Raw genomic sequence first — 12424 nt, 5'->3', positions numbered from 1 at the left:
GAAGACTCTCCCCGTACCCCGAACTGACCATTGCGCTGTCACCAGATGGAGTTGCACGTGACTGCACCAGCTAGCAAGGACAGCTTCGGCGCCCGCGGCACGCTCAACGTCGGCGACGCCTCGTACGAGGTGTTCCGGCTGAGCGCCGTGGAGGGCGCCGAGCGTCTTCCGTTCAGCCTGAAGATCCTGCTGGAGAACCTGCTGCGGACCGAGGACGGCGCGAACATCACCGCCGACCACGTGCGCGCGCTCGCCAACTGGGACCCCGCCGCCGAGCCCAGCACCGAGATCCAGTTCACGCCTGCCCGCGTCGTGATGCAGGACTTCACCGGTGTGCCGTGCGTCGTCGACCTCGCGACCATGCGCGAGGCCGTCACCCAGCTCGGCGGCGACGCCGAGAAGGTGAACCCGCTCGCACCGGCCGAGCTCGTGATCGACCACTCGGTCATCGCCGACATCTTCGGCCGCCCCGACGCGTTCGAGCTGAACGTCGACCTGGAGTACGAGCGCAACAGGGAGCGTTACCAGTTCCTGCGCTGGGGCCAGACGGCTTTCGACGAGTTCAAGGTCGTCCCGCCCGGCACCGGCATCGTGCACCAGGTCAACATCGAGCACCTCGCTCGTGTCGTCATGGTCCGCGGCGGCCAGGCGTACCCGGACACCCTCGTGGGCACCGACTCGCACACCACGATGGTCAACGGCATCGGCGTGCTGGGCTGGGGCGTCGGCGGCATCGAGGCCGAGGCCGCGATGCTCGGTCAGCCGGTCTCCATGCTGATCCCGCGCGTCGTGGGCTTCAAGCTCTCCGGTGAGCTGCCCGCGGGCGCCACGGCCACCGACCTCGTGCTGACGATCACCGAGATGCTGCGGAAGCAGGGCGTCGTCGGCAAGTTCGTCGAGTTCTACGGCGAGGGCGTCGGCGCGGTGCCGCTCGCGAACCGCGCCACGATCGGCAACATGTCGCCGGAGTTCGGCTCCACGGTCGGCATCTTCCCGATCGACGGCGAGACCATCGACTACCTGCGCCTGACCGGCCGTTCCGAGGAGCAGATCGCGCTCGTCGAGGCCTACGCCAAGGAGCAGGGCCTCTGGCACGACCCGTCCCGCGAGGCCGTGTACTCCGAGACGCTCGAGCTGGACCTGGCGACGATCGTGCCGTCCATCGCCGGCCCGAAGCGCCCGCAGGACCGCATCGAGCTGACCAACGCCAAGGAGTCGTTCCGCCAGGCCCTGGGCGCCTACGTCGACCACGTCGAGTCCCCGGCGCTGTCCGGTGTGGACGAGGCCGTCGACGAGACGTTCCCGGCCAGCGACCCGGTCGCCATCCACGAGGGTGGCAACGGCTCCGGCACGCCCGCCGTCTTCCAGTCCGCCGCCGAGGGCGCCACCGGCCGGGTCTCGAACCCGGTCAAGGTCTCCATCGACGGCAACGAGTTCGAGCTGGACCACGGCGCCGTCGCGATCGCCGCGATCACGTCGTGCACCAACACCTCGAACCCGTCGGTGATGCTCGGCGCCGCCCTTCTCGCGAAGAAGGCCGTCGAGCGCGGCCTCGAGCGCAAGCCGTGGGTCAAGACGACCCTGGCGCCGGGCTCGAAGGTCGTCATGGACTACTACGAGCGCGCCGGCCTCATGCCGTACCTGGAGAAGCTCGGCTTCCACCTGGTCGGCTACGGCTGCACCACGTGCATCGGCAACTCGGGCCCGCTGCAGGAGGAGATCTCCGCGGGCGTGCAGCAGGGCGACCTCGCCGTCGTCTCGGTGCTGTCCGGCAACCGCAACTTCGAGGGCCGGATCAACCCGGACATCAAGATGAACTACCTCGCGTCGCCGCCGCTCGTCGTGGCGTACGCGCTGGCCGGTTCGATGGACAAGGACATCACCACCGAGCCGCTCGGCATCGACACCGACGGCAAGCCGGTGTACCTCTCCGAGATCTGGCCGACCCCGGCCGAGATCGCCGAGGTCATCTCGACCTCGATCTCCGCGGAGGGCTTCACCAAGGGCTACACCAACGTGTTCTCCGGTGACGAGCGCTGGCAGTCGCTGCCCACGCCGACCGGCAACACGTTCGAGTGGGACGCCGAGTCCACCTACGTCCGCAAGCCCCCGTACTTCGAGGGCATGGAGATGGAGCCGAAGCCGGTCACCGAGATCTCGGGTGCCCGCGTCCTCGCGCTGCTGGGCGACTCGGTCACCACGGACCACATCTCCCCCGCCGGTTCGATCAAGGCCGACTCGCCCGCGGGCAAGTACCTGACCGAGCACGGCGTGGAGCGCAAGGACTTCAACTCCTACGGCTCCCGTCGCGGCAACCACGAGGTGATGATCCGCGGCACGTTCGCGAACATCCGCCTGCGCAACCTGCTCCTCGACGACGTCCAGGGTGGCTTCACCCGCAACTTCCTCGAGGCCGACGCCCCGCAGACCACCATCTACGACGCGTCGGTGGCGTACGCGGAGGCCGGCGTCCCGCTGGTCGTACTGGCTGGCAAGGAGTACGGCTCCGGTTCGTCGCGTGACTGGGCGGCCAAGGGCACGTCGCTGCTCGGCGTCCGCGCGGTCATCGCCGAGTCCTTCGAGCGCATCCACCGCTCGAACCTGATCGGCATGGGCGTGCTGCCGCTGCAGTTCCCGGCGGGCGAGAACGCCGCGTCGCTGGGCCTGGACGGCACCGAGACGTTCGACTTCACCGGCGTCACGGAACTGAACAACGGCACCACGCCGTCGACGGTCCACGTGGTCGCCACGAAGGCCGACGGCTCGAAGGTCGAGTTCGACGCGGTCGTCCGCATCGACACGCCCGGTGAGGCCGACTACTACCGCAACGGCGGCATCATGCAGTACGTGCTGCGCAAGATGGTCCGCAGCTAGTAGTTTCGATCAAGAAGGGCCGTCCATCTCGGTGGGCGGCCCTTCTTTCACATTCACAGAATTGCGCTTGCGGTAATCGCACGAATGCGCGGTGCATGTGTTGTAACAAATTTCTGACCTGCACAGATGTCTCCGTGAACACCCTTACTACGGGAAGCGGTGAGACATTTGTTGAATCGTCCACGAGCACTGCTGGCCGCCGCCGGTCTCGGGGCGGCTCTGTGCGTCGCCCCGGTGATCCAGGCCGGTGCCGCGACGGAGTCCACCTACGTCGTCCTCTACCACGAGGGCGCCTCGTCGTCGAACGCAGCGAACACCATCGCGAGCGCCGGCGGCACCGTGGTCGCGAACCACAGCCAGATCGGCGTCGTGATCGCCCGATCGTCGAGCACTGGTTTCGCCTCCGCGCTGAAGCAGAACGGCAACGTCGAGGGCGTCGCCGCGACGACCGGGCTCGGTGTCCAGGTCGCGCCCGACCAGTCCGGTGGCGCCGAGGACGTCGCGGCCGCCGCCACGTGGGGCGACTCGCTGTCCGGCCTGCAGTGGGACATGCAGCAGATCAACGTGCCGCAGGCCCACCAGGTCACGCCCGGCAGCAAGGAGATCGTCGTCGCCACGCTCGACACCGGCCTCGACTTCACCCACCCGGACCTCGCGGCGAACTACGACGCGTCGCGCAGCGCGGACTGTTCGAGCGGGACGCCGACGCCGCTGCTGCCCGGCAACGACCAGAACGGTCACGGCACCCACACGGCCGGCACCATCGCCGCGGCCGCGAACGGCATCGGCATCGTCGGCGTGGCGCCGAACGTCCGTCTCGCCGGTGTGAAGACGAGCAACGACGACGGCTTCTTCTTCCCGGAGATGGTCATCTGCTCGTACATGTGGTCCGCCACGCGCGGCATCAACGTCACCAACAACAGCTACTTCGCCGACCCGTGGCTCTTCAACTGCCGCAACGACGCCGAACAGCGCGCGATCTGGAAGGCCGAGCGCAGGGCGATCCGGTACGCGCAGTCCAAGGGCGTGGTCGTCGTCGCTTCCCAGGGCAACGACAGCACCGACCTGTCGCACCCGCGCGTCGACGTGATCAGCCCCGACTACCCGCCCGGCAACGAGCAGGAACGGGAGATCACCAACGCCTGTGCGGTCGTCCCGGTCGAGATCCCCGGTGTCGTCGGCGTGACGGCGACGGGCAACAAGCGGCTCAAGTCGTTCTACTCGAGCTACGGCATCTCCACCGCCGACGTGGCCGCGCCGGGCGGCGACTCGATCCTGCAGCTCACGCCGGCCGCGCCGAACGGCCGCGTGCTGTCGACCTACCCGAGCTACCGGCCGTGCACGCGCAAGGTGGTCGACGCCGGTGCGACGTACTGCTACCTGCAGGGCACCTCGATGGCCGGGCCGCACGTGGCCGGTGTCGCCGCACTGCTGCTGAGCAAGCAGGGCAGCGCGGGTACGGCCGCCAAGCTCCAGCAGGCGACCAACCCGCTCCCGTGCCCGGACACGTCGATCTACGCGCCCTTCCCGCAGAACAGCGGCGAACCGCAGACGTGCCAGGGCGGAACGGCGCACAACAGCTTCTACGGCTCGGGTGAGATCGACGCCCTCAAGGCCGTGAGCTAGTTCTAGGGGCCGCTCATCGGTTTCGGTGAGCGGCCCTTCCTCGTTGGATCTACGATTCCCGGCACCTGCGATCAAGCTGGAGGAATCATGAGCTTCAGCGTCCTCGGCGACCTGAACTGGCTCGCCGTCATCGTCGCCACCATCGTCTACTTCGGACTCGGCGCGCTCTGGTACGCCGAGTTCCTCTTCGGCAAGGCGTGGCAGAAGGCCATGGGCTGGGACGGCAACGCACCGGAAGGCGCGGGCGTGGGCATCTACGTCGTCCCGCTCGCCACGTGCTTCGTCGCCACGCTCGCCACCGCGATGATCGCCGCGGCCACCGGCACCGACACCATCGGCGAGGGCATCGTGCTCGCGATCGTCGTCGGCATCGGACTGTCCGCTTCCGTCCTGGCGGTCACCGGCATGTTCGACTCGACCAAACCCGCGGCGATGACCACAGTCGCGATCAGCGCCGGGTACCACTTCGTCGGTCTGCTCCTGGCGAGCATCATTCTCGCGCTCTGGCAATAGCGATCCATCCGTCACCGTTATGTCCGGACCCGAACCACCGGTAACGGTGAACGTTCAGCTCGCGATGCCAAGTCACCCTGATCACCGCGGGAGACGACATGAGCTTGAGCGTGCTCGGCGACCTCAACTGGTTGGCCGTCATCGTGGCCACGATCGCCTACTTCGCGTTGGGTGCGTTGTGGTACGCGGAGTTCGCGTTCGGCAAGGCCTGGCAGCGGGCCGCGGGCTGGGACCTCAACCCGCCGGAGAACGCGGGTGTGGGCATTTACGCCGTCCCGCTCGTCACCTGTTTCATCGCCACGCTCGCCACCGCGATGATCGCCGCGGCCTCGAACACCGACAACATCATGGAAGGAATCCTGCTCGGCATCATCGTCGGTGTCGGCGTCGCGCTCCCGGTGATGTTCGTGACCGGCATGTTCGACATGACGAAGCCCGCGCCGACGGCGTTCGCGGCCATCGGGGCCGGCTATCACATCGTCGGTCTCGCGCTCGCGGGCGCGATCCTGGGTCTCTGGCGCTGAACCGCGAGCGAAGGAGTCAGGCATGCCGACGTTCTCGAAGGTCTCCCACATCTCGTTCTCCGCCCGCGACGCGGAACGCAGCGCCACGTGGTGGCGCCAGGTCTTCGGTATGAAGGACCTCGACCAGGTACGAGGCGACGGGTGGCGGGCGATCCTGCTCATCCACCCGGCGACCGCGACGATCATCGAGTTCCAGCAGCACGACGCGAACCGGGGCGAGGTGTTCGACCCGGCCCGCACCGGCTTCGACCACATGGGCTTCAAGGTCGACGACCCCGCCGAGCTCGACGTCTGGCAGCGCCACTTCGAGGAGCACGGCGTCACCTTCACACCGGTGGTGCACCACGACTACGGATCGGTGCTGACGTTCAAGGACCCGGACGGCATCCAGTTCGAGATGTTCTACCGGGCCGGCCACCCCTGACGGGCTGACCTACTTCCGCCAGAACAGGTGGTGCGTCACGCCGCTCGGGCTGGGCACCACGTCGAGGTGGAACCGGTCGAGCAGCTCGTCCGGTGACTCCCAGAGCCGCAGCCCGGACCCCAGCTCCAGCGGCGAGACCGCCACGTGGAGGGTGTCGACGAGATCGGCGTCGAGGAACTGCCGGATGGTGGTGACCCCTCCCCCGAGTCGCACGTCCTTGCCCTGCGCCGCCTCCCGTGCCTGTTCGAGCACCGCGGCCGGGTCACCGCCGACGAAGTGGAACGTGGTGTCGGAGAGCGTGATGGAAGGGCGTTCGTGGTGGGTCAGGACGAACACCGGGGTGTGGAACGGCGGCTCGTCACCCCACCAGCCCTGCCACTCGTGGTCGGTCCACGGCCCGCGCTGGGGCCCGAACTTGTTGCGCCCCATGATCTCGGCACCGATGTTGTGCGCGAAGTCCCGCGTGAAGTAGTCGTCGAGGCCCCGGCTGCCACCGGGATCGGTGCGGTTGGGCCAGCTCGCCGTGGCGCCAGCCCAGGCGAACAACCGCTCGGGCGAGACGTCGAGGCCGAAGGGGTTCTCGAAGCTCTGGTCCTCGCCGGCGGCGATCCCGTCACTCGAGACCATGAAGTTCTGCACTCGCAGCAGTTGGGTCATGGGGTGAAGACTCCCTCAGCCGGCGAAACTCATCGCTGGTTCTGCGCCGCCTTGTGCAGTTCCCGCAGCGCGCGCACGGACGACACGGCGTACTCGCGGTCCACGGCCTGCACGGCCATGACCGAGATGTACTCGTCCTCCGGCAGCTCCAGGCGGGCCCACGCGGCGCCGTCCGGGAAGCTGACCGACAGCACGTCGTTCCAGTCGAAGTGGTGGGACGTCACGACGTTGCGCACGTCGACACCCGAGGCGTCCGCGGTGACGCGCGGACGGGTCAGCAGCAGCACGCCACCCGCCAGCAGGAAACCCAGGACGATCATCGCGACCTGGTCGGAGGTCCGGAAGATCACTCCGGTCGGGGTGTTGCCCAGCAGCAGGCCGACGACCGTGAACACCACGATCAGGCCGATCGCGCACGCCCACGCGACACGGCGGATCTTCTTGGGGCGGAACACGACGGTGTTCAGTTCCGGGGTCACTCGAACCCCCGCTCGGTCCAGGGCTGACGCAGGCCGCGCAGCACCAGTGCCGTGTCGATCGCGGCCACGGTCGCCTCGTAACCCTTGTCCTCCACCGAGTCCGGCAGGCCGGCCCGCGCCAGCGCCTGCTCCTCGGTGTCGCACGTCAGCACGCCGTTGCCGACCGGCGTCGACTCGTCGAGAGCGACGCGCGTGAGCCCGTCCGTCACCGAGTCACACACGTACTCGAAGTGCGGGGTGCCACCGCGGATCACCACGCCCAGCGCGACGACCGCGTCGTGGTGACGCGCGAGTTCCTGCACCACAACGGGAAGCTCGATCGCACCCGCGACGCGAACGACTGTCGTGTCGGCACAACCCGACTCCGAAGCGGCGGCAAGAGCGCGCTCCACGAGCTGGTCGGTGATCTTGGTGTGCCAGCGCGTCGCGGCGATCGCGACGCTCAGGCCCTTGCCGTCGAGCGCGGTCTGCTCTGGACGGCCCTCGCCACTCATTCCTGTTCCTCCGTAGCGGAAACAACGGCCTCGTACTGCTCCAGCTGGTGCAGCTCGTGGCCCATCCGGTCGCGCTTGGTGCGCAGGTACCGCAGGTTCTCCGGGTTCGGGGAGATCGGCAGCGGCACCCGGTCGAGCACACGCAGACCGTATCCGGCCTCCAGACCGACGCGCTTGGCCGGGTTGTTCGTCAGCAGCCGCATGGACTTGATGCCGAGGTCCACGAGGATCTGCGCGCCCGTGCCGTAGTCGCGCGCGTCGGCGGGCACGCCCAGTGCGAGGTTCGCGTCCACGGTGTCCGCGCCCTCGTCCTGCAGCTGGTAGGCCTGCAGCTTGTGCATCAGGCCGATGCCTCGGCCCTCGTGGCCGCGCATGTACAGCACGACGCCACGTCCTTGTGCCGCAACGGCTTCCATCGCCGCGTCCAGCTGCGGGCCGCAGTCGCACCGCAGCGAGGCGAAGACGTCGCCGGTGAGGCACTCGGAGTGCACGCGCACCAGCACGTCCTCGCCGTCGCCGATCTCGCCGTAAACGAGCGCGACGTGCTCGATGCCGTCGAGCAGGCTGTCGTAGCCGACGGCGGTGAACACACCGTGCGCGGTCGGGATCCGTGCCTCCGCAACGCGTTCGACCTGGGTCTCGACCCGGCGGCGGTACGCGATCAGCTCGGCGATCGTGATCAGCGCGAGGTCGTGGTCGGCGGCGAACACTTCCAGTTCGTCGCGGCGGGCCATGTCGCCCTCGTCCTTCTGCGACACGATCTCGCAGAGCACACCGGCCGGGGACAGTCCCGCGAGGCGCGACAGGTCGACGGCGGCCTCGGTGTGACCGGGGCGGCGCAGCACGCCCCCCTCCTTGGCGCGCAACGGGACGACGTGGCCGGGGCGGTTGAAGTCGCTGGCCTTCGCGGTCGGGTCGGCGAGCAGCCGGATCGTGCGGGCACGGTCAGCGGCCGAGATGCCGGTGCTGACGCCTTCGCGCGCGTCCACCGTGACCGTGTACGCGGTGCCGCGCGCGTCCTGGTTCGTGTGGAACATCGGCGGCAGGTCGAGCCGGTCGCAGTCCGCCTCGGTCAGCGGCACGCAGATGTAGCCCGACGTGTAGCGGACCATGAACGCGAGCAGCTCCGGCGTCGCCTTCTCGGCGGCGAAGATCAGGTCGCCCTCGTTCTCGCGGTCCTCGTCGTCCACCACGACCACGGGCCGCCCTGCGGCGATGTCCTTGATCGCCCGCTCGATGTCAGCGAACTCGGTGCTCACTGGGCCTCCTCGCCCGCAATGGCCCGCAGGTGCGGGATGGCCAGTCGTTCAACGTACTTCGCCAGCACGTCGACCTCCAGATTCACCAGGTCACCCGGCAGGCGGTGCCCGAGCGTGGTGAGCTCGAGCGTGGTCGGGATGAGGCTCACGGTGAACTGGTCCTCGGAGACGGTCACGACCGTCAGCGAGACACCGTCGACCGTGATCGAGCCCTTCTCCACGACGTAGCGGGCCAGGCTCGGGGGCAGTCCGATGTGGACCATCTCCCAGTGCTCGGCCTTCTCCCGCGCGAGAATCGTGCCCGTGCCGTCGACGTGACCCTGCACGATGTGGCCGCCGAGGCGCTGGCCGACCGCGGCCGCGCGCTCCAGGTTGACCCGGTCGCCCTCGGCGACCTTCGTGAGGCTGCTGCGCACGAGGGTCTCGCGCATCACGTCAGCGGTGAAGGTGTCGTTCTCGACTTCCACGACGGTGAGGCAGACGCCGTTCACCGCGATGGAGTCGCCGTGCTTCGCGTCGCTGGTCACGATCGGCCCGGCGATGCGGATCCGTGCCGCGTCCGGCAGGTCCTCCGTCGCGACGACGTGGCCGAGTTCCTCGACGATCCCGGTGAACACCGCTCCTCCTAATTTTGCGGAACCGCGCTGATCCGCAAGTCCGGTCCGCTCATGGTGACGTCTTCCACGGTCAACCGAACAGCGTCCGTGATGGTTGACACGCCCACGTCCAGCACCGCCGCGGGACCGTCCCCGAGAAGTGCCGGCGCGATGTAAGCGAGCACGCGGTCGATCCTCCTGGCACGCCAGAACGCACCGGCCACGGTGGGGCCGCCTTCCAGCACCACGTCGACCACCCCCCGCTCGGCGAGCGCGCTCAGCACCTCGTCCGGATCGTGCGTGCGCAGGTGTAGCGCGGTGTGCTGGAGTTTGGCTCCATCCGGCAGGTCGCTCATGCCCACCACCACGGGCAACGGCTGGTGGGGCAGCGGCATTCCGTCGGCGTCCCTCGCCGTCAGCGCCGGGTCGTCCTTCTTGACCGTGTTCGTGCCGACGATGATCGCGTCCAGCTTCGCGCGCATGTCGTGAACCTCCTTGCGGGAGGCCTCCGAGCTGATCCACTGGCTGGTGCCGTCCCGCGCCGCGATCCGGCCGTCGAGCGAGGCCGCGTACTTCCACGTGACGTGCGGGCGTCCCGTGCGCGCGTAGTGCAGCCACGCCCTGAGGGGACCTTGGCTGACTTCGTGCCGCATCAGGCCGCTCTCGACCGTGACGCCTGCTTCGTTGAGGACTGCCACGCCGCCCGCCGCCTCGGGGTTCGGGTCACTGATGGCGTGGATGACGTGCTTGATACCGGCTTCGATGAGCGCCTCGGTGCACGGCGGCGTACGGCCGTAGTGCGAACACGGCTCGAGGGTGACCACAGCGGTGCCGCCCTGGGCTTTCGTGCCCGCTTCCTTCAGGGCCATGATCTCGGCGTGCGGACCGCCAGGCGGTTGCGTGCCACCGAACCCGACCGCCTTGCCGCTTCTGTCGAGGATGACGCAGCCGACCGGCGGGTTCGGGCTCGTGGTGCCCCGCACCCGCTCGCTCTCCGCGATGGCGAGCACCATCGCGTCCTGCGGCGTCACGTGGTACCGGCTGCCTGGGCGCGGGCCGCCTGGGCGCGCAGTGCCTCGACGGCCTTGCCCGGGTCGGCGGCGTCGTACACGGCGGAACCCGCGACGAAGCAGTCCACCCCTGCCTGCGCGGCCTGCTCGATCGTGTCGGCGTTGATGCCGCCGTCGATCTCCACGAGCAGCTTGAGGTGCCCGGTGTCGACGAGGTGGCGGACCTGCCTGACCTTCTCCAGCACGTCCACCATGAACTTCTGCCCGCCGAAGCCCGGTTCGACCGACATGACCAGCAGCGTGTCGTAGTGCTTGAGCACCTCGACGTACGGCTCCAGGGGCGTGCCGGGCTTGATGCTGAGGCCCGCCTTGCTCCCCGCCGCTTTCAGGTCCTTGGCGAGCTTCACCGGGTCGTTCGCCGCCTCGGCGTGGACGGTCACGTTGTACGCACCCGCCTCGGCGTACCCGATGGCCCAGCGGTCGGGGTCGTCGATCATCAGGTGGCAGTCGATCGGGATGTCGGTCACCTTGAGCAGCGACTTCACCACCGGCAGGCCGAGGGTCAGGTTCGGCACGAAGTGGTTGTCCATGACGTCGACGTGGATCCAGTCCGACGTCGGCACCGCGGCGAGCTCGTCGGCGAGACGCGCGAAGTCGGCTGACAGGATGCTGGGGGCGATCATCGGCGTGTGGACCACAAGGGTGAAGTCTAGGTGTCCAGCAGGTCGAGCAGCCTGCCGGGAGCCTCGTCGGTGACCACCACGACACCCGCCCCGGTGAGCGTCGTGACGTGCGTCTCCCACATGGGGTGACGTCGCTTGTCCGCGCTCGCCTGGGGCATGACGACGACCTTGCAGTTCTCGACGCCGATCGCCTCGTTCACCGCGGTCAGCGCCTGGTTGTCGCCGATGCCCAGAGCCAGCTTGGCCACCGAGTTCGCGCTGGCGGGGGCGAAGATGAACGCATCGGGCGTCGGGTAGGGCTTGGGCTGGCTGGGCAGCCGCGGGTTCCACCGGACTTCCAGGTCGGTGAGGGCCTGGAGCTTGTCGAGCTCACCCGCTTCCTCGAACCACGGGACGACCGTCGGCGTGAGGGTGATGGCCAGACGCCAGCCTCGTTGTGCTGCCGGCTCGGCGAGGTCCGTGCGGAACCAGGTTTCGACGCCGCCGCAGCCTGATGCGACCAGTCCGAGCAGCCCACGTGTCATGTGAACGATCTTAGGTCGGGCCTGCCGTCACCCGAACCGGTGAAGCCCGAACCCGTTCCACCCCAGGACGGCCGACGGGGCCCGGAACTGTCGGACCCCGTCACTACCGTCGTTCACGAGCGCTCAAACAGGGCGTCGCAGCATCGCGCAGAACATCGCATCGGTTCCGTGCAGGTGCGGCCAGAGCTGTACGTGCGGCCCGTCCCCGAGGTCCGGAACTCCGGGAAAGAGCTCGCGCGTGTCCAGCACCTCGGCTCCGGTTCGCCGGACGACGTCCGTCACGATCCCGACGGTCTCAGAGAGATGAGGTGAGCACACGACATAACCCACGACGCCGCCAGGGCGCACCAGTCGCAACGCCTCGGTGAGCAGCTCGCGCTGCAGCTTCGTGAGCGTCGCGACGTCGGTGGGCTGGCGCCTCCACCGCGCCTCCGGGCGCCTGCGCAGTGCACCGAGACCGGTGCAGGGCGCGTCGACCAGCACGCGGTCGAACGCCCCTTCCAGGAAGTCGGTCTCGCGGCCGTCGGCCACGTGCACGGTCACCGGCAGGCCTGAGGTGATCTTGCGCACGAGCTCGGCGCGGTGGGGTGCCTTCTCGACGGCGATCAGCTCGCCGCCGTCGAGGCCCACCAGTGCGCCCAGCAGGGCGGCCTTGCCGCCGGGGCCCGCGCAGAGGTCCAGCCAGCGGTCGTCAGTGCCGTCCAGAGGCGCGCGCGTCACGGCGAGAGCGCAGAGCTGGCTGCCCTCGTCCTGCACGTTCG

Annotated in this window: 13 protein-coding genes and 1 pseudogene; 5 read left to right on the top strand and 9 right to left on the bottom strand. The window is 68.8% G+C overall.

Going from position 1 to position 12424, the window contains the following annotated elements; translation table 11 throughout:
* Window positions 1-57 precede the first annotated feature (57 nt).
* The 5 genes from FXN61_RS19795 to FXN61_RS19775 all read left to right on the top strand — a co-directional run bounded on the left by FXN61_RS19795 (window position 58) and on the right by FXN61_RS19775 (window position 5961).
* A complete protein-coding gene (locus FXN61_RS19795; RefSeq protein ID WP_312877862.1) occupies window positions 58-2874 on the top strand; it encodes an aconitate hydratase in 2817 nt (938 codons plus the stop codon).
* A gap of 171 nt (window positions 2875-3045) precedes the next feature.
* Window positions 3046-4500 (top strand): S8 family peptidase, encoded by a 1455-nt coding sequence (locus FXN61_RS19790; RefSeq protein WP_167975533.1) that lies wholly within the window; start codon window positions 3046-3048, stop codon window positions 4498-4500.
* 87 nt (window positions 4501-4587) lie between these two features.
* Window positions 4588-5013, top strand: coding sequence for a DUF1761 domain-containing protein (locus FXN61_RS19785; RefSeq protein ID WP_167975532.1), 426 nt, complete (start codon window positions 4588-4590; stop codon window positions 5011-5013).
* Window positions 5014-5111: 98 nt separating this feature from the next.
* Complete coding sequence (locus FXN61_RS19780) at window positions 5112-5537, top strand: DUF1761 domain-containing protein (RefSeq protein ID WP_167975531.1); 426 nt, start codon at window positions 5112-5114, stop codon at window positions 5535-5537.
* 22 nt (window positions 5538-5559) lie between these two features.
* Entirely contained in the window at window positions 5560-5961 is a 402-nt protein-coding gene (locus FXN61_RS19775) for a VOC family protein (protein WP_167975530.1), read from the top strand.
* 9 nt (window positions 5962-5970) lie between these two features.
* Here FXN61_RS19775 and FXN61_RS19770 read toward each other — a convergent pair whose 3' ends face one another.
* From FXN61_RS19770 to FXN61_RS19730, 9 genes and pseudogenes are all read right to left on the bottom strand, one after another.
* Entirely contained in the window at window positions 5971-6618 is a 648-nt protein-coding gene (locus tag FXN61_RS19770; RefSeq protein ID WP_167975529.1) for a dihydrofolate reductase family protein, read from the bottom strand.
* 29 nt (window positions 6619-6647) lie between these two features.
* A complete protein-coding gene (locus FXN61_RS19765; protein ID WP_167975528.1) occupies window positions 6648-7097 on the bottom strand; it encodes a PH domain-containing protein in 450 nt (149 codons plus the stop codon).
* Window positions 7094-7591 carry a 6,7-dimethyl-8-ribityllumazine synthase gene (gene ribH / locus FXN61_RS19760; protein WP_167975527.1) on the bottom strand — a complete coding sequence of 166 codons (498 nt, stop codon included), beginning with the start codon at window positions 7589-7591 and terminating at the stop codon, window positions 7094-7096. The genes FXN61_RS19765 and ribH overlap by 4 nt, the downstream gene beginning before the upstream one ends.
* A complete protein-coding gene (locus FXN61_RS19755; RefSeq protein WP_167975526.1) occupies window positions 7588-8850 on the bottom strand; it encodes a bifunctional 3,4-dihydroxy-2-butanone-4-phosphate synthase/GTP cyclohydrolase II in 1263 nt (420 codons plus the stop codon). The genes ribH and FXN61_RS19755 overlap by 4 nt, the downstream gene beginning before the upstream one ends.
* Entirely contained in the window at window positions 8847-9467 is a 621-nt protein-coding gene (locus tag FXN61_RS19750) for a riboflavin synthase (protein ID WP_167975525.1), read from the bottom strand. Before FXN61_RS19750 ends, FXN61_RS19755 begins: the two co-directional genes overlap by 4 nt.
* An 8-nt stretch (window positions 9468-9475) precedes the next feature.
* A complete protein-coding gene (ribD, locus tag FXN61_RS19745; RefSeq protein ID WP_167975560.1) occupies window positions 9476-10459 on the bottom strand; it encodes a bifunctional diaminohydroxyphosphoribosylaminopyrimidine deaminase/5-amino-6-(5-phosphoribosylamino)uracil reductase RibD in 984 nt (327 codons plus the stop codon).
* Window positions 10460-10473: 14 nt separating this feature from the next.
* A complete protein-coding gene (gene rpe, locus FXN61_RS19740) occupies window positions 10474-11139 on the bottom strand; it encodes a ribulose-phosphate 3-epimerase (RefSeq protein ID WP_188135264.1) in 666 nt (221 codons plus the stop codon).
* Between the two features lie 26 nt (window positions 11140-11165).
* A complete protein-coding gene (locus FXN61_RS19735) occupies window positions 11166-11663 on the bottom strand; it encodes a flavoprotein (RefSeq protein ID WP_167975523.1) in 498 nt (165 codons plus the stop codon).
* A gap of 123 nt (window positions 11664-11786) precedes the next feature.
* Window positions 11787-12424, bottom strand: a pseudogene (locus FXN61_RS19730) (RsmB/NOP family class I SAM-dependent RNA methyltransferase); the annotation flags it as partial.

This window comes from Lentzea indica (assembly GCF_012184385.1).
GTDB lineage: Bacteria > Actinomycetota > Actinomycetes > Mycobacteriales > Pseudonocardiaceae > Lentzea > Lentzea indica.
The sequence above is the reverse complement of the archived record's forward strand: the minus strand, read 5'-3'. Positions and strand labels throughout refer to the sequence as shown.

What these genes read in the sequence shown, in the direction of transcription:
- ribD (WP_167975560.1), bottom strand. Translation starts at nt 10,459, where the DNA reads ATGGTGCTCGCCATCGCGGAGAGCGAGCGGGTGCGGGGCACCACGAGC.
- ribH (WP_167975527.1), bottom strand. Translation starts at nt 7,591, where the DNA reads ATGAGTGGCGAGGGCCGTCCAGAGCAGACCGCGCTCGACGGCAAGGGC.
- FXN61_RS19770 (WP_167975529.1), bottom strand. Translation starts at nt 6,618, where the DNA reads ATGACCCAACTGCTGCGAGTGCAGAACTTCATGGTCTCGAGTGACGGG.
- rpe (WP_188135264.1), bottom strand. Translation starts at nt 11,139, where the DNA reads ATGATCGCCCCCAGCATCCTGTCAGCCGACTTCGCGCGTCTCGCCGAC.
- FXN61_RS19775 (WP_167975530.1), top strand. Translation starts at nt 5,560, where the DNA reads ATGCCGACGTTCTCGAAGGTCTCCCACATCTCGTTCTCCGCCCGCGAC.
- FXN61_RS19780 (WP_167975531.1), top strand. Translation starts at nt 5,112, where the DNA reads ATGAGCTTGAGCGTGCTCGGCGACCTCAACTGGTTGGCCGTCATCGTG.
- FXN61_RS19785 (WP_167975532.1), top strand. Translation starts at nt 4,588, where the DNA reads ATGAGCTTCAGCGTCCTCGGCGACCTGAACTGGCTCGCCGTCATCGTC.
- FXN61_RS19735 (WP_167975523.1), bottom strand. Translation starts at nt 11,663, where the DNA reads ATGACACGTGGGCTGCTCGGACTGGTCGCATCAGGCTGCGGCGGCGTC.